The sequence below is a fragment of the Xanthomonas sp. LF02-5 genome (assembly GCF_034105325.1).
In the GTDB taxonomy this organism is placed as follows: domain Bacteria; phylum Pseudomonadota; class Gammaproteobacteria; order Xanthomonadales; family Xanthomonadaceae; genus Xanthomonas_A; species Xanthomonas_A sontii.
The window spans coordinates 976288-995825 of the sequence record NZ_JAXGGF010000001.1 but is presented as its reverse complement, the minus strand read 5'-3'; the positions used below and the strand labels follow the sequence as shown (position 1 = coordinate 995825).

Annotated in this window: 15 protein-coding genes; 4 read left to right on the top strand and 11 right to left on the bottom strand. The window is 70.3% G+C overall.

The features are described 5' to 3' along the window. Nucleotides 1-18: 18 nt before the first annotated feature. Complete coding sequence (gene pmbA / locus SLW52_RS04445; RefSeq protein ID WP_320739315.1) at nt 19-1383, bottom strand: metalloprotease PmbA; 1365 nt, start codon at nt 1381-1383, stop codon at nt 19-21. 95 nt (nt 1384-1478) lie between these two features. Here pmbA and yjgA point away from each other — a divergent pair, with 95 nt between their 5' ends. Then, nucleotides 1479-2075: a ribosome biogenesis factor YjgA gene (gene yjgA, locus SLW52_RS04440; RefSeq protein ID WP_017910610.1), complete on the top strand. Its 597-nt coding sequence runs from the start codon at nt 1479-1481 to the stop codon at nt 2073-2075. A 159-nt stretch (nt 2076-2234) separates the two neighbouring features. On the opposite strand, the gene tldD is transcribed toward yjgA, so the two are convergent. The 4 genes from tldD to SLW52_RS04420 form a co-directional block, all read right to left on the bottom strand. Continuing rightward, nucleotides 2235-3677, bottom strand: coding sequence for a metalloprotease TldD (gene tldD, locus SLW52_RS04435; protein WP_017914545.1), 1443 nt, complete (start codon nt 3675-3677; stop codon nt 2235-2237). A gap of 228 nt (nt 3678-3905) precedes the next feature. After that, nucleotides 3906-7823: a YhdP family protein gene (locus SLW52_RS04430; protein ID WP_320739316.1), complete on the bottom strand. Its 3918-nt coding sequence runs from the start codon at nt 7821-7823 to the stop codon at nt 3906-3908. Between the two features lie 157 nt (nt 7824-7980). Further along, nucleotides 7981-9471 carry a ribonuclease G gene (gene rng, locus SLW52_RS04425; protein ID WP_010340444.1) on the bottom strand — a complete coding sequence of 497 codons (1491 nt, stop codon included), beginning with the start codon at nt 9469-9471 and terminating at the stop codon, nt 7981-7983. After that, the gene (locus SLW52_RS04420; RefSeq protein ID WP_267093763.1) at nt 9471-10037 is read right to left on the bottom strand and encodes a Maf family nucleotide pyrophosphatase; all 567 of its coding nucleotides are present in this window, start codon (nt 10035-10037) and stop codon (nt 9471-9473) included. Before SLW52_RS04420 ends, rng begins: the two co-directional genes overlap by 1 nt. A 133-nt stretch (nt 10038-10170) precedes the next feature. On the opposite strand from SLW52_RS04420, the gene SLW52_RS04415 reads away from it, so the two are divergent. From SLW52_RS04415 to SLW52_RS04405, 3 genes are all read left to right on the top strand, one after another. Next, complete coding sequence (locus SLW52_RS04415; protein WP_017907288.1) at nt 10171-10911, top strand: SIMPL domain-containing protein; 741 nt, start codon at nt 10171-10173, stop codon at nt 10909-10911. A 232-nt stretch (nt 10912-11143) separates the two neighbouring features. Next, nucleotides 11144-11815: an energy transducer TonB gene (locus SLW52_RS04410; protein WP_320739317.1), complete on the top strand. Its 672-nt coding sequence runs from the start codon at nt 11144-11146 to the stop codon at nt 11813-11815. A gap of 162 nt (nt 11816-11977) precedes the next feature. Further along, nucleotides 11978-14740: a TonB-dependent receptor gene (locus SLW52_RS04405; RefSeq protein WP_320739318.1), complete on the top strand. Its 2763-nt coding sequence runs from the start codon at nt 11978-11980 to the stop codon at nt 14738-14740. Between the two features lie 146 nt (nt 14741-14886). Here SLW52_RS04405 and rlmH read toward each other — a convergent pair whose 3' ends face one another. From rlmH to lptE, 6 genes are all read right to left on the bottom strand, one after another. Next, nucleotides 14887-15357: a 23S rRNA (pseudouridine(1915)-N(3))-methyltransferase RlmH gene (gene rlmH / locus SLW52_RS04400; protein ID WP_320739319.1), complete on the bottom strand. Its 471-nt coding sequence runs from the start codon at nt 15355-15357 to the stop codon at nt 14887-14889. Between the two features lie 22 nt (nt 15358-15379). Continuing rightward, nucleotides 15380-16537 (bottom strand): J domain-containing protein, encoded by a 1158-nt coding sequence (locus SLW52_RS04395; protein ID WP_267117105.1) that lies wholly within the window; start codon nt 16535-16537, stop codon nt 15380-15382. Then, entirely contained in the window at nt 16530-16940 is a 411-nt protein-coding gene (gene rsfS / locus SLW52_RS04390; RefSeq protein ID WP_043092642.1) for a ribosome silencing factor, read from the bottom strand. The genes SLW52_RS04395 and rsfS overlap by 8 nt, the downstream gene beginning before the upstream one ends. A 56-nt stretch (nt 16941-16996) precedes the next feature. Then, nucleotides 16997-17761: a nicotinate-nucleotide adenylyltransferase gene (gene nadD, locus SLW52_RS04385; RefSeq protein ID WP_320739321.1), complete on the bottom strand. Its 765-nt coding sequence runs from the start codon at nt 17759-17761 to the stop codon at nt 16997-16999. A gap of 23 nt (nt 17762-17784) precedes the next feature. Continuing rightward, nucleotides 17785-18819 carry a DNA polymerase III subunit delta gene (gene holA, locus SLW52_RS04380; protein ID WP_320739322.1) on the bottom strand — a complete coding sequence of 345 codons (1035 nt, stop codon included), beginning with the start codon at nt 18817-18819 and terminating at the stop codon, nt 17785-17787. A 101-nt stretch (nt 18820-18920) separates the two neighbouring features. Further along, nucleotides 18921-19535: an LPS assembly lipoprotein LptE gene (gene lptE / locus SLW52_RS04375; RefSeq protein WP_320739324.1), complete on the bottom strand. Its 615-nt coding sequence runs from the start codon at nt 19533-19535 to the stop codon at nt 18921-18923. Nucleotides 19536-19538 lie beyond the last annotated feature (3 nt).

Below are 19538 nucleotides of genomic sequence, written 5' to 3'. Positions count from 1 at the left end.
CTGCCTGCGTCGCGGCGCTTAGTCGTTGCCGGCCACCGTCATCCTGCCGACCAGCACCGCGCCGATATGCACATGCGAGCGCACGTCGATGTCGGCGCCGACCGCCTCGATGTCATGGAACATCTGCCGCAGGTTGCCGGCGATGGTGATCTCGTCCACCGGATAGGCGATTTCGCCGTTCTCGATCCAGAATCCGCCGGCGCCGCGCGAGTAGTCGCCGGTGACCGGATTGACGCCGTTGCCCATCAGGTCGGTGACCAGCAGGCCGCGCGGCAGGCCCTTGAGGATGGCCTGCAGGTCCACCGCGTTGGCCGCCACCTGCAGGTTGTGCACGCCGCCGGCATTGGCGGTGGTCTGCAGGCCCAGCTTGCGCGCCGAGTAGCTGCCCAGCACGTAGCGCTGCAGCACGCCGTCGCGCACCAGCGGCGCCTCGCGGGTGGCCACGCCCTCGCCGTCGAAGGCGGCCGAGCGCAGGCCGCGGCGCAGGTGCGGCCGTTCGTCGATCGCGAACCACTCCGGGAACAGGCGGGTGCCGGCGCTGTCGAGCAGGAAGCTGGCGCGGCGATACAGCGAACCACCGGACACCGCGCCAAGCAGATGCCCGATCAACGAGCGCGCCATCTCCGGCGCGAACAGCACCGGCACCTCGCCGGTCGGCAGCGAGCGCGGCTGCAGCCGCGCCACGGTGCGCTCGGCGGCACGGCGGCCGATCGCCGACGCGCGTTCCAGGTCCTCGCGTGCCAGCGCGCTGCTGTACCAGCCGTCGCGCTGCATGCCGTCGCCCTGCCCGGCGATCAGCGTGCAGGCGATCGAATGGTGGGTGCTGCGCTCGCAGCCGACGAAGCCGTGCGAATTGGCATAGACCGACAGGCTCTCGCTGCTGCCGGCCGAGGCGCCGTCGGAATTGCTGATCCGCGCATCGGCGTCGCGGCCGGCGGCCTCGCAGGCCAGCGCCAGGTCGATCGCCTCCTCGGCCTGCAGCGGCCACGGATGCCAACGGTCGTAATCCGGCTGCTCGCGCGCCATCAGCGCCGCCTCGGCAAGGCCGGCCGCCACATCGTCCTCGGTGTAGCGGGCGATGGCGCAGGCCTGGGCCACGGTGGCCTCCAGGCTGGACTCGTGCAGGTCGGCGGTACTGGCGCTGCCCTTGCGGTGGCCGAAGTAGACGGTGACGCCGATGCCGCGGTCGCGGGTGGATTCCACCGTCTCCACCGCGCCCAGGCGCACGTTGACGTCCAGCCCGCGGTCTTCGCTGCAGCTGACCTCGGCCTGGCTGGCGCCAAGCGCGCGGGCGCGCGCCAGCAGCCGTTCGGCGATGTCAGACAGGCGCTCCAGGCGCTGCTGGCTGTCGTCGCGGTGCAAATCGGGGGTGATCGCGTTCAATGCTTTATCCTTGTTGTGCGAATCCCTTCGCCCCTGCCCGGCCGTCCTGGCCGGATGTGTTGATTTGATTTCCAGCCCGATCGAGTAGTACGAGCATGCGCGGACGCGACGAAGACACCGGTGAATTCCGCGGCGAAAGCCGCAGCCAGCAACGCCGCGAGGCGCTGGAAGTGCTGAGCCTGGGCGAGAAGCTGGTGGCGCTGACCCCGGCGCAGCTGGCCAAGCTGCCGGTGCCCGAGTCGCTGCTGCCGCACATCGCCGAGACCAAGCGCATCACCTCGCACATCGCGCACAAGCGGCAGCTGGCGTTCCTGGCCAAGCAGATGCGGCGCGAGGACGAGGCGGTGCTGGAAGCGATCCGCGAGGCGATGGACGTCAACAGCGACAGCGCGCGCCGCGAAGTGGCGGCCATGCACCGGGTCGAGGACTGGCGCGAACGGCTGCTCGCCGAAGGCGACACCGCGCTGGCCGAACTGCTGGCCGAGCATCCCGACGCCGACCGCCAGCGGCTGCGCCAACTGGTCCGCAACGCCAAGGACGAGCGGTTGAAGAACAAGCCGCCGCACGCTTACCGCGAATTGTTCCGGGAACTGCGCGAGATGATCCTGGGGGGTGCGTCGGGAATGGGGAATGGAGAATCGGGAATCGAAGAAGCGGACGACGACGCCGCGTTCGACGACACGCGCGACTGAGGCGCGGCAACGTCGGTTGCCGCGTACGACAGCCGACGCGCTCCCAGCACCGTAGCTGGCAAGGCGCGCGATGAACCTATCCGCCAGGCCGGCAACGCCGCAGCACATCGCGGCGCCCGCTTTGCCCATTCCCGATTCCCGATTCCCCACTCCCGGCTCCTAGGCCGTCCCGCCCACGGTCAGCCCGTCGATCAGCAGCGACGGCTGGCCCACGCCCACCGGCACGCTCTGCCCGTCCTTGCCGCAGACGCCGACGCCCTCGTCCAGCGCCAGGTCGTGGCCGATCATGCGCACCTTCTGCATGGTCTCCGGGCCGTTGCCGATCAGGGTGGCGCCCTTCACCGGCGCGGTGACCTTTCCGTCCTCGATCAGGTAAGCCTCGGTGGCCGAGAACACGTACTTGCCGCTGGTGATGTCGACCTGGCCGCCACCGAAGTTGACCGCGTACAGGCCCTTCTTCACCGAGCGGATCATCTCCTCGGGATCGTGCTGGCCGGCGCGCATGTAGGTGTTGGTCATGCGCGGCATCGGCAGGTGCGCGAACGATTCGCGACGGCCGTTGCCGGTCGGCGCCACGCCCATCAGCCGCGCGTTGAGCGTGTCCTGCATGTAGCCGACCAGCACGCCGTCCTCGATCAGGGTGGTGCAGTTGGTCGCGGTGCCCTCGTCGTCGACGTTGAGCGAACCGCGGCGGCCGTCCAGGGTGCCGTCGTCGACGATGGTGACGCCGGGCGAGGCCACGCGCTGGCCGATGCGGCCGGCGTAGACGCTGGTGCCCTTGCGGTTGAAGTCGCCCTCGAGGCCATGGCCGACCGCCTCGTGCAGCAGCACGCCGGGCCAACCCGGGCCCAGCACCACCTGCATGACCCCAGCCGGCGCCGGCACCGCCTCCAGGTTCACCAGCGCCTGGCGCAAGGCCTCGCGGGCAAAGGCTTCCGGGCGGCCGTCGGCGAACAGCGTGGCGTAGTCGTAGCGGCCGCCGCCGCCGGCATAGCCGGATTCGCGGCGGCCCTGCTGTTCGACGATCACCTGCACGTTCAGCCGCACCAGCGGGCGCACGTCGGCGGCGAGCACGCCGTCGCTGCGCGCCACCAGCACCGTGTCCACGCCGCCGGACAGGCTCACCATCACCTGCTGCACGCGCGGGTCGGCGGCGCGCAGGTATTGGTCCAGCCGCCGCAGCAGCTCGACCTTGTGCGCGTTGTCCATCGCGTCCACCGGGTCCAGCGCCGGGTACAGCGCGCGGCCGCCACCGCGCTGCAGCGCGTGCGCCGGCTGCGCGCCGCCGTCGCGGGAGATGGCCCGCGCCGACTGCGCGGCGGCCAGCAGCGCATCGCGGTGGATGTCGTCGGAATAGGCGAAGCCGGTCTTCTCGCCGGAGATCGCGCGCACCCCCACGCCCTGCTCGATGGAGTGGGCGCCATCCTTGACGATGCCGTCCTCCACGCTCCAGCTCTCGCGCCGCGAATGCTGGAAATACAGGTCGCCGAAGTCGATGCCGGGGCCGAGCAGCGTGCCGAAGGCGCGCTCCAGGCTGGTGGCATCCAGGCCGGCGGGAAGCAACAGGCGGGTTTCGGCAAGACTCAGGGCGTGATCGTTCATGGGCTCAACATGGGGGACGAAGGCGCGCAGCGCAAGCGGCGGGCGGCACAGTGTGAACACAGCAGGCGCGCGAGAAGCGCGGCGGTCTCCAGGCAATGCACCGCATCCCATGCACGCGCAGGGCGCCGCGCCACTGCCATCCTTGCGGGCCGGCATCGCGCGCAACCGCCGCCATCCCCACTCCCGGCTTTCAACAGCCGCAGGCTGGTCATCCCCAATTCCGGCTTTTCAGCGCTTCCCGGACGCAGCCGGCGGCGTCGCGGCAGGCGCCGCCGGCGGGCGCGCCGACTCGCGCTCGATCACGTCCACCTTGGGATCCTTCCACGGCCCGGTGACCCGGTAGGTGCGCGCGCCGATGTTGCCCAGCGGCTTGCCCAGCACCGCGTTGGCGGCGGCGCCGACCGCCGCGCCGACCGGCCCGCCGGCCACCGCGCCGACCACGGTCAGCAGGTTGCCGGACTTGGGATTGACGTCGATGGTCTGGTCGAACTGCTGGGCGCGCAGGTCGGCCTCGCCGCGCACCTTGATCTCCGCGGCCGGGCCATCGATGACCAGGTTGTCGCTGCGCGCCAGGCCGTCGCCGAAACGGATCTGGCCGTCGATGCGGTTGAAGGCGAAGCCCTTGGAAAAGAAGTCGCGGAAATCGAACATCAGCCGCCGCGGCAGTTGCGCCACGCTGAGCAGGCCGAGCACGCGTCCGGCGCCCGGGTTCAGTTCCAGCAACTGCCCATTGCGCGCGGCCACGTCGAGCTGCCCCTGCACCGTGGCCAGCTGCAGGCCGGACGGCGTGCCCGGCCAGGCGGCGCTGAGCGTCAGCTGGCCTTCGCCGCCGCGCACCTGCCCGCCGAAGTCCAGGTTCTGCATCAGTTCGCCCAGGTCGCGGCTGTCGACGTTGGCGTTGAGCTGGGTCCGGGCGGTGGCGCCCTTGCCGCGCCAGTCGCCGCTGATGTCGATCTTCTGCTTGTCCGAGCGCAGGTGCAGTTGGTCCACCTGCATGCCGTCGGCGAGCTTGCGCGTGCGCAGCGAGGCCGCGCCGAGGGTCATCGCGCCGAAGCGCAGGTCGTCCACGTCCAGCGCCAGCGCCGGGATCGTGGCCGGGTCCAGGCTGTCGGCGAACGGGCCAGCCGGGACCGGGCCGGCGCTGCCGGCGACCCCGCTGTCGGCGGGCGTGGCGACCACCGCCGTCGGCGTGCCGTTCGCCACCGGCAAGGTGGCCGTGGCCGAGCGCCAGTGCACCCGCGCCAGGCGTCCGCCGAGCACGCCGCCGTCCTTGGTCGGCACGCTGAGGTCGCCGGCCAGGGCCGGGCCGTCCAGGTGCACGTCGATGCTGTCGGCCTGCGGCAGCAGGCGCAGGCGGGTGTTGTCGAACACGCCGCCCAGCAACAGCAGATGGTCGGCCAGGATCTCGATGCGCCGCAGCGGCATCGGGTCTTCGCCGCCGTTGGCCGCGGCGGCGTTCGGATCGGGGCGGCTGACCACGCCGATCCAGTCGATGGCGTTCAGCGCCGCGGTGCGCCCGCTGACTACCAGGCCGCTGGCCGGCGGTTCGTCGGCGACGTGGTCGCTGCCCATCACCACGCGCACGCCGGTCTTGCCGCCCTGGCTGCGCGCCGCCAGCGCCATCAGCTTGCCGAAGGCCACCTCGATGCGACCGCTGCCGACCGGCAGCGGCACGTTGACCGAGGTCGCCAGCGGCGTGGCCGGCGCCTTGTCCATCGGCGCCGGCATCAGCAGCTGGGTGCCGACCAGGTCCGAGCGCAGTTGCAGCCGGGTCGGCGGCTGCGCGCCGCCGTCGGGCGTCTTGGGCAGGCCGACGCCGATGTTCCAGCGAGAGCGGCCCTGCACGTACGGCTTGAGCCAGGCCATTTCCGGCACCCGGTCGAGCAGTTCGTTCGCGTCCAGCGACGCGCTCAGCGCGGCCTCGAAGGCCTGTTGCGGATCCTGCACGCCGTCGCCGGCGCGCAGCGCCAGTTCGCCCTGGTGGCCCTGGTAGGCCACGCTCAGCTTCTGCGCGGCGAATCCGGTATCGCTGTAGTTGGCGCTGCCGCGCATGTCGTCGAAGGCCAGGTCCCAGCGCTTGTCGGCGATATGCGCGCCGAGCAGGTCGACCGTGCCGCGCAGGTGGTGGGTGCCGATGTCGGCGCGCAGCGGCTGCAGCAGGTCGAAGGTGACATCGGCCGGCCCCGACGCGCTGAGCGCATCCAGGGTGTCGCCGTAATGGGCATGCAGCGGACTCTGCCGCAGCATCGCCAGCAGCTTGCCGGTCTCGGCGCGGGTGCTGGCCAGCACGCTGAGCTGGCCTTCCTTGTAGTCGGGCAGCGCCGCCGACAGCTGCTCCACCGGCAGCCCGCCCATGCTGCCGCGGCCGTGCACCTCGAAGCCGTTGCCGATGAAGGCGACGCTGGCGTCCACGTTCTCCACCGCCGGCCAGTCGTGCTGGAAGCGCACCTTGGCGTCCTCCAGCCGCGCGGTCGCCTCGAAGCGGCCGTTGTGGTCGGCGAACGGCCAGTCATCCAGGTCGCCGGAGACCAGCGCATGGCCGTCGCGCAGGCGCCCGCCCTGCAGCGCGGCGTCGAGCCAGTCGGTGGCGGCCTTGCTCATCTTGGAATGGACCCAGAACTTCTTCGCCGCCACCACCGGCGCGTCCTGCAGATCGGCGGCCAGGTCGATCCACGGCCGCGAGCCGTCGTCCTGGAAGCGCAGCCCGCCGCGCACGTCGGCGCCGTAGTCGCTGCCCTGCACGCGCAGCCCCGGGGTCGCTACGCGCAGGCCGTCGCCATCGCGGAAGGCGACGATGCGCCCGGCCAACTGGACTTGGTGGACCACGCCGAAGCCGCTGGGCCAGTCGACGCGGACCGGGCTGCCGGCCTCCAGCGCCAGTTCGCCGGCCTGCGCATCGCCGTCGAAGCGGCCGCGCAGCCCGCTCACACCCGGCGCACCGCCCGCCGGCGCGAACGCCAGGTCCGCCAGCCGCCCCTGGCCGTACAGCGGACCGCCGGGAACCCCGCTCACCGCCACCTGGGTCAGTTGCAGACGCGGCCGTGCCACCGCCAACCAACTGCGCAGGCTGGGCGAAAGCCGATCGCTGAGTCCGGCCACCGCGATCAGCGGCGCCAGGTCGAGCCGATCGCCGTACAGAGCGAAACGGCGCCCGCCGGCCACGGTCAGCCCGTCCAGGCGCTGCAGCGGCTGTCCGGCCTGGCCGAACTGCAGTTGCGGCGCATCCAGCCGCCAGCCGCCGTCGATCTGGCGCCAGCGCGCCTTCGCGCGGAAGGTGGTGAAGGCGAGCTGCGGCCGGGTGCGCCCGTCGGCCAGCGGCGCGCCGCGCAGGCGCAGCGCGCGCAGCGTGGCGTCCACGGTCACCCCGGCGACCCGGCGCTGCTGCAGGTCCAGCCAGGCCTGGACGTCGCCGACGCCGCCCTGCAGTTCGATGCCGGCCGCATGCAGCAGGCCGGCCCAGCCCGCCAGTTCCGCCGGGCGCACCGCCAAGTAGGCCTGGCCGTCGCCACTGCGACGGTCCAGGTCCAGCACCGCGGTCAGCGGCGCCTGTTGCAGATCGCTCCAGCCGTGCACGCCCACCTGCAGGCGCTCGCCGTTCACGCGCATCCGCAGGTCGATCTTCGGCACCTGCGCTTCCAGGCCCAGCGACGGGGCGTGTACACGCAGGCGTCCATCGATGACCTGCAACTCGCCCAGCCCTTCCAGCGCATCCAGCGGATCGCCGCCCTGCCCCGAGGTCGGCAGGCCCTGCACGCTCCAGTTGCCGTCGTCGGCGCGCTGCAGGGTCAGCGCCAGGCCGCGCAGGCGCAGTTCGGTGAACGAGCGCCCGGGCAGCAATCCCGCGTACATCGACACCAGCACCTCGGCCTGGCCGATGCGCACGCCGTCGCCGGCACCGATGCGCAGCCCATCCAGGCGCAGCAAGGGACCGCGCCGGGTCCAGGCCGTCTCCAGCCGGTCGAAGCGGATCGGCCGCCCGGCGCGCTCGCTCAGCCACGCCGCCACCTGCTGCGGATGCCGCTCCACGAACGGCAGCGCCTGGCTCAGCGCGCCCACCGCCAGGGCCACGCACACCAGCCCGATCGCCACCGCGTAGAACGCGAAACGGCGAGCCAGGCGCAGGCGGCGGCGCAGCGGGGTGTGCATCAGGGGCGGGGAATGGGGAATAGGAAATGGGGAATCGCAACAGCAGAGCGCGAACTGCTCATTGCCGTGTGAAATTCGGCCGAGGAATCCAGGGACGCGTCAGCGCAAACAGCGCGCTCTTCCCCCATTCCCCATTCCCGATTCCCCACTCCCAGCCTCACAACAACACCACGTCGAACTGCTCCTGCAGGTATTGTTCGTCGGCCTGGAAGCGGATGGTCTTGCCGAGGAATTCCTCCAGCTCGGCCACCGCCGCCGATTCCTCGTCGGTGATGCGCGCCACCACCTTGGTCGAGGCGATCACCAGCAGCCGCGCCGCGTCGAACTGGCGCACCGCGCGGGTGATCTCGCGGAAGATCTCGTAGGTCACGGTCTCGGCGGTCTTGATCGAGCCGCGCCCGCTGCATTCCGGGCACGGTTCGGACAGCTGCCGCTCCAGGCTCTCCACGGTGCGCTTGCGGGTCATCTCCACCAGGCCCAGCGGCGAGAACTCGTACACCGTGGTCTTGGCATGGTCGCGCGAGAGCGCCTTCTCCAGCGTGCGCAGCACCTGGCGGCGGTGCTCGGCATCGTCCATGTCGATGAAGTCGATGATGATGATGCCGCCGAGGTTGCGCAGACGCAGTTGCCGCGCCACCGCCTGCGCCGCCTCCAGGTTGGTGCGGAACACCGTCTCCTCGAGGTTGCGCTGGCCCAGGAACGAGCCGGTGTTGACGTCGATGGTGGTCATCGCCTCGGTCTGGTCGATGACCAGGTAGCCGCCGGACTTCAGCGGCACCTGCTTGTCCAGCGCGCGGGCGATCTCGTCCTCGACCCCGTACAGGTCGAAGATCGGACGGTCGCCGGTGTACAGCTCCAGGCGCTCGGCCAGCACCGGCATGTACTTGGCGACGAAGGCCTGCAGCCGTTCGAAGGTCTCGTGCGAATCGACCTTGACCTTCTCCACGTCCTTGCGGATCAGGTCGCGCACCGCGCGCAGCGGCAGGCTCAGGTCCTCGTAGATGATGCTGGCCGGGGCGCCGTCGCGACCGCGCCGCTCGACCACGTTCCAGACCCGCGACAGGTAGGCGATGTCCTCGGCCAGGGCCTCGGCCGGCTGGCCCTCGGCATTGGTGCGGATGATGTAGCCGAAACCGCCGTGGCTGGCGGCCAGGTCGGCGACCAGGGTCTTCAGGCGCTGCCGTTCGGCCTCGTCCTCGATCCGCGCCGACACCCCGATCACCCGCGACTGCGGCAGCAGCACGAGATAGCGCGAGGGGATGCTGATCTGCGTGGTCAGCCGTGCGCCCTTGCTGCCGATCGGGTCCTTGACCACCTGCACCACGATGTCCTGGCCGTCGCGCAGCAGTTCCACGATCGGCACCGCGGCCGAGACCGGCAATGGCGTCGCCTCCTCGGTGTCGCCATTGCCGACCGGCGCCGGCCGCACCACGTCGTTGGCGTGCAGGAACGCCGCGCGCTCCAGCCCGACCTCGACGAATGCCGCCTGCATGCCCGGCATCACCCGCTGCACCCGACCCTTGTAGATGTTGCCGACCACGCCGCGGCGCCAGCCGCGCTCGATGTGCAGCTCCTGCAGCATGCCGTTCTCGATGACGGCCACCCGGGTCTCGCGTGGTGTGACGTTGACCAGGATCTCTTGCGACATCACAGCACTCCGAAGGTGCGCAGCAGGTGGTGGGTCTGGTGCAGGGGCAGGCCCATCACCCCGGAATAACTGCCGTCGAGACGGCTGACGAAACGCTCGGCGCCGCCCTGGATCGCATACGCGCCGGCCCGCCCCATCGGCTCGCCGCTGGCCACGTAGTCGGCGATGTCGCGCGCGGACAACGCGGCGAAGGTCACCGCCGTGGGCACCAGCACCAGCTCTTCGCGGCCGGCGGCGACCAGCGCCACCGCGGTCATCGCCTGGTGGGTGCGCCCGGACAGGGCCGCCAGCATCGCCGCCGCATCCTCGGCGTCGGCCGGCTTGCCGAACACGCGATCGTCCAGCACCACCTCGGTGTCGGCGCCGAGCACCACCGCGTCGGCGGCGTCGGCCAGTTGCGCCAAGCCGGCGCGGGCCTTGTCCAGCGCCACCCGGCGCACATAGGCCTGCGCCGACTCGTCGGCCGCGCGCACTTCCGGCACCTCGAGATCGAGGATCCGGAACGGCACGCCGAGGCGGGTCAGCAGTTCGTTTCTGCGAGGGGAACGGGACGCGAGATGCAGCATGGCCGAAGGATAACCCGACCGGACTGACTGAACGATCGCTAATTGCGGGACGATCGCTTCGACCCCGGCGAAGATCACGACGCGTTCATCGTCGCGGCAACACCCTCGCCCAATCTTCACAAGGAGAACATCGATGCGCGCATTGTCCGTCCGCCCGCTGCTGCTGGCCCTGTCCCTCGCCCTAGGAGGCACGATGACCGCCCACGCCCAATCCGCCGCGCCCGGCTACGCCGTGCCCGCCGACGGCACCCTGCTCAACATCGCCGCGCAGGCCGAGGCCAAGCGCGCGCCCGACGTCGCCGCCATCTCCGCCGGCGTGGTCACCCAGGCCACCGACAGCGCCGCGGCGATGCGCCAGAACGCCGAGCAGATGACCAAGGTACTGGCCGCGATCCGCGCCGCCGGCATCGCCGACAAGGACGTGCAGACCAGCGGGGTCAGCCTCAACCCGCAGTACAAGTACGCCGAGAACCAGGCGCCGCAGATCATCGGCTACCAGGCCAACAACTCGGTGAACCTCAAGGTGCGCGACATCGCCAAGCTCGGCAAGGTGCTCGACGCGCTGGCCGCGCAGGGCGCCAACCAGATCAACGGCCCCACCTTCGAGATCGACGACCCGGAACCGCTGTACGACCAGGCGCGGGTCGATGCGCTGAAGAAGGCGCAGGCACGCGCGCAGACCTACGCCAAGGCGCTGGGCCTGCACGTGCGGCGCATCGTCAGCATCTCCGAAGGCAGCAGCGGCGGCGTGCGCCCGCCGATGCCGATGATGCGCGCGATGGCGATGAAGGCGGAGATGGACAGCACCCCGGTCGCGCCGGGCGAGAGCAGCGTCTCGGTCAACCTGGATGTGGTGTTCGAACTGGGCAAGTAAGCCCGGTTCGCACCCTCCTTCGCGACGGCGCCTGCGGGCGCCGTCGTCGTTTCCAGTCCGCCGCAGCGCCCCTCGCCAATACGGCACCCGGCCTCGATCGCCGCCGCCTCTTGCCAAAGTGCCCGCGACCGGCGCACTGTCGAAACGCGGACGGGCGCGATGACCCCATCCGTCGCCCCCGTGCGTTTTCCGGTACCGCAGTCCACGACACTCCTATCGCAGAGGTGGATCCATGGTTCGCACGCAACTCCCCGCCCCGTCCTTCCGCATCGACCTGTCCCGGGTCCTGGCCTACAGCACCGCGATCGCCCTGCACGTGCTGGCCGCCCTGTTGCTGCTGCTTCCGCTCTCGCACGTGACCACGCCACCGGAACCGGCGCAGGTGCAGCCGCGCTGGCAGCAACAGGTGCTGGTCAAGGTCACGCCACCGCCGCCGACCATTCCCACCGTCGAGAAACAGGTGCCGACGCAGCCGCGTACGCCCACTGCGGTGCCGGTGCCGACCTCGACGCCGGCGCCAGCGGCCGACAGCAGCCCGGTGGTGCTGGACAGCGCGCCCAACGTCGACCCCGCGCCCAGCATCGCCGCGCCCAGCCTGCCGCCGGCGAGCGTGAGCGCGCCGGTGGACGGCATGCAGTTGCAGTACCTGCGCGCGCCGGCGCCGCCGTATCCGCGCGACGCGCTGCGCGATCGCTTGCAGGGCAGCGTGCTGCTGCGGGTGCTGGTCGGCACCGACGGGCAACCGCTGCAGGTCAGCATCGAGAAGAGCAGCGGCCACCGGGTGCTTGACCAGGCTGCCCGCGACCAGGTGCTCAAGCGCTGGGCGTTCAAGCCGGCGCTGCAGAACGGCACGCCGGTGCAGGCGTACGGGCTGGTACCGGTCGATTTTTCGATGGACCGCTGAGGGCTGCAATGCGCCGGCCGGGCACCGCCCGGCCGTGCGCGTTACGCAAAAATTCACCATTTGTTCACGATAGATACACCTAGATGGGAACCAGCCGGCCGTCAAAAGGTCGGCACTTTCGCCAGAAAGTCACAACCTGCGTTTCCAGTTAGGAGAGAAACTGTGAACATCCCGACCCAACGGCGTGCAACCCGCCGTACGCTGCTGTGTGCCTCCGTCGCCGGCGTTCTCGCCGCCCTCGCAGGGCCCGCCGCCCTCGCCCAGGAAGCGGCCACCAATCTCGACCGCATCACGGTCACCGGCTCCAATATCCCGCGCACCGACACCGAGACCCCGTCGCCGGTGCAAGTGGTGACCCGCCAGGAAATCGACCGCACCGGCAAGACCTCGCTGGCCGAGTACCTGCAGACCCTGACCGCCGACGGCGCCGGCTCGATCCCGAAGACCTTCGGCAACGGCTTCGCCGGCGGCGGCGCCGGCATCTCGCTGCGCGGCCTGGGCGCCGGCTCCACCCTGGTGCTGTTGAACGGCCGGCGCATGGCCACCTACGGCCTGGCCGACGACGGCCAGAAGGTCTTCACCGACCTGAGCACCATCCCACTGGACGCGGTCGAGCGGGTCGAAGTGCTGAAGGACGGCGCCTCGGCGATCTACGGCTCCGACGCCATCGCCGGCGTGGTCAACATCATTCTGCGCAGCGATTTCCAGGGCGCGATCCTGCGCGGCTCCTACGGCCTCTCCGGCGACGGCGACGGCGATGCGCGCAAGGCGACCCTGACCGCCGGTACCGGCGACCTCGCCAGCGACGGCTGGAACGCGTTCTTCAGCCTGGACGTGGGCAAGACCGACGCGATCAAGATCAGCGACCGCAAGGACCGCAAGTGGATCGGCACCGGCGACATCCGCCGCTGGGGCTATGCGGCACAGGATGCGCAGTTCCTCGGCGGCGCCTATCTCAGCGGCGGCACCGCCGGCGGCACGGGTCCCAATGGCTCGGTGTTCAACACCGCCGGCCGCTTGGTGGCACTGCCCGGCTGCGCCGGCCTGACCACCATCCCCGGCCAGAGCGACGCCACCGCGCAGGCGCAGGGCTGCCTGTGGGATCCGGCACAGCAGTTCCGCGATCTGACCCCCGAGGAGAAGTACGTCAACGTGTTCGGCCGCGCCAGCTTCGCCTTCGGCGAGGGCGGCGAGATCTACACCGAGATCGGCTACTCGAAGAAGAACACCGTGTTCTCCAATACCCCTTCCGGCGTATCCGGCGGCTGGGGCTACCCGGGTGGCCCGGTCAACGCCAACAGCGGCGCCGGCGCCACCGTGCTCTACGCCGGCCATCCCGACAATCCCCTGCCCTACGCCGCGCGCCTGCGCTACAGCGCCTGGGACGTGGGCCCGCGCGTCACCGACAACACCAACGAGTTCAACCGCTTCCTGGTCGGCGTCAAGGGCAACTGGGGCGACTGGAGCTACGACACCGGCTACCTGCACTCGGGTACCAACCTGGTCAACAAGCGCACCGGCTTCCTGCGCTACAGCGCCGTGCGCTGCGTGCTCGGCAACCCGGCCTGCCCGGCCGGCACCTGGCGGATCGGCGACAACGCCAACCTCAACTCGCAGGCGCTCTACGACTACATCTCGCCGACCATCAGCGCACGTGCCAAGTCTGAACTGGACATGTTCGACTTCACCGTCTCGCGCAGCCTGATGGACCTCAAGGGCGGGCCGCTGGGCCTGGCGCTGGGCGCGGAATGGCGCAAGACCAGCAACAGCCTGACCCCGCAGACCTACACCGATATCGGCGACATCATCGGCCTGGGCTACTCGGCCTACGACGGCACCCAGAACGTCTACGCCGCGCACGTCGAACTGTCGGCACCGGTGCTGGAGCAACTGGAACTGTCGGCGGCGCTGCGCTACGACAAGTACGACGGCGGCGACGGCAAGGCCACGCCGAAGCTGGGCGTGAAGTGGACCCCGGCCAACTGGATCGCGCTGCGCGCCAGCTACGCCGAGGGCTTCCGTGCGCCGAACCCGGCCGAGAACGGCGACGGCGGCCTGGCCGCGTTCTCCAACGCCCGCGATCCGGTGCGCTGCGCGATCGATCCGGCCAACGAGTGCACCGCGCGCTCGGTGGCGATCATCACCCGTCCGAACCCGGCGCTGAAGCCCGAGGAGTCCAAGAGCTATTCGGTGGGCTTCGTGCTGCAGCCGACCTCGACGACCTCGCTGACCGTGGACGGCTGGGAGATCAAGCGCACCAACGAGATCGCCCAGGGCAGTACCGCCGATGCGATCGCCGCCGGCAACGTCCTGCGCGACAGCAACAACATCGGCGGCGTCGCCAACAGCGGCACCATCCTGGCCGTCAACACCGGCTACGTGAACGCGAACTCCTCGCGCGTGCGCGGCATCGACACCGACATCCGCCAGACCTTCGAGATCGGTCCCGGCCAGTTGGAGCTGGACGCGCAGTGGAGCCACCTGCTCAAGTTCGAGCGCACCGAAGGCGACACCACCGTCGACTACGTGGGCACGCACGGCAACTGCGACGTGACCAACTGCATCGGCACGCCGCAGGACCGCATCAACTTCGGCACCACCTGGAAGCAGGGCAGTTGGAGCGTGAGCGGCGTGGTCAACTACATCGACAGCATCGAGAACAAGGATCGCCGCGGCGGCGACTACCAGGCGTTCTACGCCGACGGTACGCCGGTCAAGAAGATCGCCTCGTTCACCACTTTCGATCTGTCGGGCCGCTGGAACATCACGCCTGCCTTCGAACTGAACGCATCGGTGCAGAACGTGTTCGACCGGATCGCCCCGCTGGATCCGACCACCTACGGTGCGGTCAACTACAACCCGCTGCACTTCAGCGGTGCGATCGGCCGCTACTTCACGGTGGGTGCGAAGTACACGTTCAATTGATCGCGAACGTCGCAAGGCCGTAACGAAAAGCCCGGGCGAAAGCCCGGGCTTTTTTTGTTGCCTGAGCGGTGCGCCAGCATCGGCATCACGCACGCATTGCCGCCACGCGCACGCGATCCGCGATCCGCGATCAGGCGATCAGGCGATCAGGCGCGATGGTAAGGATGATTGGCCAGCATCGCCGCCGCACGGTACAACTGCTCGGCCACCACCAGCCGCACCAGCATGTGCGGCAGAGTCAGCGGCCCCAGCGACCAGGATTCGCTGGCCACCGCCAGCACCTCCGGCGAATGGCCCTCGGGGCCGCCGATCAGGAACGCCAGATCGCGTCCCTGTCCACGCCAGTGCTCCATGCGCTGCGCCAGTTGCTCGGAACTGTGTTGCTTGCCGGGCACGTCCAGCGCCACCACCAGTGCATTCTTCGGCAGCGCCGCCAGGACCCGGCGGCCTTCGTCCTCGATCGCGCGCTGCGCATCGCGGCCCTTGCCGCGCAGGCCGGGTTCGATCTCGACCAGATCCAGCGGCAACCAGTGCGAGAGCCGCTTGCGGTACTCGGCGAAGCCTTGCGCCACCCAGGCCGGGGCGCGCTCGCCGGTGGCGATGATGCGCGCCTTCATCGCTGCGCGCGGCAGGCGCGCATCACCAACGCTCGCCCAGCAGCAGGGCGTCGTACATCGCGTCGTCCAGTTCCTGCTCGGCCAGCCGGGCACGCTCCCGCTTCAACCATTGCTTCAGCGTGTCGGCCTGCCGCGCCGCAGCGCGATCGTCGGCACAGGAGCGGATCTCCTCCTGCACCTGCCGCTTGATCTGCGCCAACAGCGCATCCAGGCGCTGCGGCTGCGGCGCGCGCTCGTCTTGAAGACCGTAACGCCCCATGAAGTCATCGACCAGTCCGGCCAATGTCTGCTCGACCTGCCGCAGTTGCGCGGCGAACAGGTCGTTGTAGTCACGGATGCGCTCCTCGGCCATCGCCGCGATGCCGGCCTGATCCAACTGGCCGATTTCCAGTTGCAGTTCCAGCAGTGCCAGCAGGTCGTCGTTTTGATACGCCTGGTTGAGCCGCTGCATCAAAGCGGTCTTGCGCTCGCGCTGCTGCGGATCGGGTTCGCGGTCCGGATGCAATGCGGCAACCAGGTTGCGGTACAGCGCGCGACGCGTCTGTTGCGGATCGGCGGCGACCTGCGCGGCCTTGCCTGCACCGGCACGGCGGCGCTTGTCGCGCTGCTGGGCGCGCCCGGCCGCATGCGCCTGCTGTGCGTGCAGCCGCTGCTGGATCTGCGCATACAGCGCTTCAGGGGAGTGGATATGCGCCATTTCCTCTTCGGTCAGGCCGAATTCCTCACCGATGACCGACGTCAGCAATGCCTCGGATTCGGCCAGATCCTGGTCGAATCCGAGGGGGCTATGCCGGTCGTAGATGTCCTTCAGGCCATCGTTGTCGCCGTCCCGGATCAACAGCGCAGCCAACTCGCAAATGAGCTCGGACAGATCGGCGCGATCGCGCTTGCTCAACTTGTAGGTGGCATGCGCTGCGTCCAGTTCCCGCAACAACTGTACCTGCGCCGCATCGCGCTCCTGCAGCAAGGGATCGACCTGCTCGTGGAAACGCTGCTCCCAGCGCGGCAGCGCATCCTGCCACGCATGCAACTGCGCACGGGCGCGCTCCAGACGCTTGACCAGGGAGTCGAAGCGCTTGCGTGCCGGCGTCGCGGGTGTCGATTCGGTCGCGCCGACACGCTTGCTGACCGGCAACGCCTCGCTGCCGACGCTGCGCGCGGGATTGCGCCGCTTAGGCATCGCGTGCCGAGTCGTCGTCGCCCGGCGGCTGGTCGCCGACCGTCCACAGCCGCTCCAGCGCATAGAACTCGCGCACCCGCGGCAGCATCACGTGCACCACCACGTCGCCGAGATCGACCAGCACCCACTCGGCCTCGCGCTCGCCTTCCACGCCCAGCGGCATGACATCCAGGCGCTTGGCGTACTTGATGACTTCGTCGGCGATCGACTTGACGTGGCGGGTGGAGGTGCCCGAAACGATGACCAGGTAGTCGGTGACGCTGGACTTGCCGCGCACGTCGATTTCCGCCACGTCCTTGGCCTTGAGTTCCTCGACTGCCTCGCGGACGTGGGCGAGCAGGACCGGCAGCGGCGGCGGCGGATTGGGGACTTGGGTCTTGATGACGTGGGCTTGACTGGACAAAGCGGCGAACTCGATGGAATGGGGCGAATTATAGGCGACCCCGGCAGGACGCGTATTCAGCCAGCGGCGGCGGCACCGGACGCATACAGCGCATGGTCGCGGATATAGGCCCCCACTGGTGCCGGCAGCAAGGCCGCCCAGTCCTCGCCGGCGGCGATGCGCGCGCGCACCAGGCTGGCCGATTCGCTGCGCAGCGGTTGCCGCAGGCACCACAGGCGGCCGCCCGGCGCACGGGCCAGCGCCTGCGGCGTGTCGGCCCAGCGTCCGGCCACCGCCTGCGTCAGTTCCGCCGGCACCGCCCGCTCCCAGCCGCTGCCGGCGCGGTCGGCGACGATCAGGTGCGCGGCCTCGAGCAGCGCCCGCCACTCGCGCCAGCCGTTGAAGCCGACGAAGCTGTCGCTGCCGATCAGCAGCGCCAGCGGCGCGTCGGCGCCGAGCTCGGCGCGCAACTCGCGCACCGTGTCGATACTGTAGGACGCCACGCCCGGCCGGGCCTGCGCACGGCGCACTTCGTGCAGGTCCAGGACCAGCCCCGGCGTATCGGCGATGGCCAGCGCCAGCATCGCGCAGCGCTGCTGCGCATCGGCCCCGGGCGTCGGCCGATGCGGCGGATCGGCCGCCGGCATCAGCCGCACCGGCACCCCGAACGCCTCCCGCGCCGCCCGCGCGATCGCCAAGTGACCGTTGTGGATGGGATCGAAGGTGCCGCCGTAGATCAGATGCAGTGGTGGGGAATGGGGAATGGGGAATGGGGAAGAAGCAACAGCCGCAGGCTGCGAGGTCTCTGGCGGGACCACAGCGCCGCTGTTCCCATTCCCCATTCCCGATTCCCGGCTCCCAGCCGTCATACCACCAACAACCGAACCGCCCGCGCCTCGGCGATCGCCAGCAGCAGGCGTTCCAGGGCGATCCAGGCATCGCCGTCGGCGCGGCCCTTGGCGATGCGGTCGATGCGGCCGGCCTCGGCGGCGAAACGTTCCCAGCGGCGCGGTTCGGCGTGGCGCTGCAGGGCGCGCTTGAACGGCGCCTGCCGCGACTCCCAGATGCCCTGCCCCTTCATTTCCGCCGCCAGGTTGCCGCCGGCGGCCTGCACCTTGGCCAGGGTGGCAGTGCGCAGCAGCTCCTTGATCAGGATCGGCAGCAGTGCGGCCACCGCCTCGCCCTCGGCGCGCAGGCCGGCGAGCATGCGCCGCACCGCCGGCGCCTGCCCGCCGAGCGTGGCCTCGGCCAGGCGGAACACGTCGTAGCGGGCGGCATCGGCGACCAGCGACTCCATCGCCGCCACGTCCAGGCCCTGGCCGTCGGCCAGCAGAGCCAGCTTGTCGATCTCCTGCGCCGCCGCCAGCAGGTTGCCTTCCACCCGTTCGGCCAGGCGCTGCACCGCGCCGGCGTCGGCGCGCAGGCCCTTGCTGCGCAGGCGCCGCTCGATCCAGTCGCCCAGTTCGTGCGGCTTGATCGCCCAGGCCACGGCGATGGTGCCGATGCGCGCGACCGCGTCGGCCCACTTGCCCTGGTGCGCCTTGCTCCATTCGTTGCAGGTGATCAGCAGCACCACGTCCGGCGGCGGATCGGCGCAGAACGCACTGATGACCTCGCCGCCCTCCTTGCCGGGCTTGCCGCTGGGCAGGCGCAGCTCGATCAGGCGTTGCGCGCTGAACAGGCTGGGCGCATTGAAACTGGAATACAGCTGGCCCCAATCGAAATCGCGACCATCGGCATCGAACACTTCGCGCTCGCCGATACCGGCGGCGCGCGCGCGGGCGCGCACCGCATCGGCGGCTTCCAGCACACGCAGGGTTTCCGGACCGGCGATCAAATAGACCGGCTGCAGCGGCTGCGACGCCGGTTGGGTGGCGAGTTGTTCGGGGCGCAGTTCCATGACGACAGCCTACGCTGCTGCAGGCACATACGGCGAACGCCATGCGCCGGCAGCGAACGGCGTGGCCGCCGTGCGCGGCGGCGAAGGCAGCAGGGCCAAGCTCAAGGCTGCGGCGTAGTCGCCGGCTTGCCTGCGGCCGGGGTACCGTCGGCCGGCTTGCCCTCCACCGGCGTGCCATCGGTGGACGGCGGCGCGGCGTTGACGTCCTTGCCGTCGCGCACCTGCGCGCGCACCACGCTGTCGATCCGGCGCAGCATCGAGGCCGACATCTCGCGGCGCAGTTCGTCGGCCAGGATCTCGCGCTCGGTGGAGGTACCGGTGGCGTCGGTCGGCGGGGAGACGTAGTCGCGCGACAGCTCGATCACCTGCTGCGGCACCAGCACGCTGCCATCGGCGCGGCGGAACACGAAGATCGCCGCGTAGCGCAGGCTGTATTCCTGGGCGCGGCCTTCGGCATCGAGCGCGATCGGCAGGTCGCCCCAGCGCTCGGACAGCACCTCCAGGCGGGCCACGCCGGTGTTGACGTCCTTGGGCGCGATCTGCGCGCCGGCCGCGCGCAGGCCGCGCTCGAGCAGCTTGGCCAGCTCGCTGTACGGCGCCGAGGACACCACCTTCACCGACGGCGTGTCGGCCGGCAGGGTCAGCTTGTTGCGCAGGTGGAAACCGCAGGCGGTCAGGGACGCCGCGAAGACGAGAGCGAGCAGGAGTCGGGTCATGGA

Bases quoted from the DNA above. Each gene is read 5' to 3' on its own strand.
- yjgA (WP_017910610.1), top strand. From the start codon at position 1,479: ATGCGCGGACGCGACGAAGACACCGGTGAATTCCGCGGCGAAAGCCGC.
- tldD (WP_017914545.1), bottom strand. From the start codon at position 3,677: ATGAACGATCACGCCCTGAGTCTTGCCGAAACCCGCCTGTTGCTTCCC.
- SLW52_RS04430 (WP_320739316.1), bottom strand. From the start codon at position 7,823: ATGCACACCCCGCTGCGCCGCCGCCTGCGCCTGGCTCGCCGTTTCGCG.
- rng (WP_010340444.1), bottom strand. From the start codon at position 9,471: ATGTCGCAAGAGATCCTGGTCAACGTCACACCACGCGAGACCCGGGTG.
- SLW52_RS04420 (WP_267093763.1), bottom strand. From the start codon at position 10,037: ATGCTGCATCTCGCGTCCCGTTCCCCTCGCAGAAACGAACTGCTGACC.
- SLW52_RS04415 (WP_017907288.1), top strand. From the start codon at position 10,171: ATGCGCGCATTGTCCGTCCGCCCGCTGCTGCTGGCCCTGTCCCTCGCC.
- SLW52_RS04410 (WP_320739317.1), top strand. From the start codon at position 11,144: ATGGTTCGCACGCAACTCCCCGCCCCGTCCTTCCGCATCGACCTGTCC.
- rlmH (WP_320739319.1), bottom strand. From the start codon at position 15,357: ATGAAGGCGCGCATCATCGCCACCGGCGAGCGCGCCCCGGCCTGGGTG.
- SLW52_RS04395 (WP_267117105.1), bottom strand. From the start codon at position 16,537: ATGCCTAAGCGGCGCAATCCCGCGCGCAGCGTCGGCAGCGAGGCGTTG.
- nadD (WP_320739321.1), bottom strand. From the start codon at position 17,761: ATGGGGAATGGGAACAGCGGCGCTGTGGTCCCGCCAGAGACCTCGCAG.
- holA (WP_320739322.1), bottom strand. From the start codon at position 18,819: ATGGAACTGCGCCCCGAACAACTCGCCACCCAACCGGCGTCGCAGCCG.
- lptE (WP_320739324.1), bottom strand. From the start codon at position 19,535: ATGACCCGACTCCTGCTCGCTCTCGTCTTCGCGGCGTCCCTGACCGCC.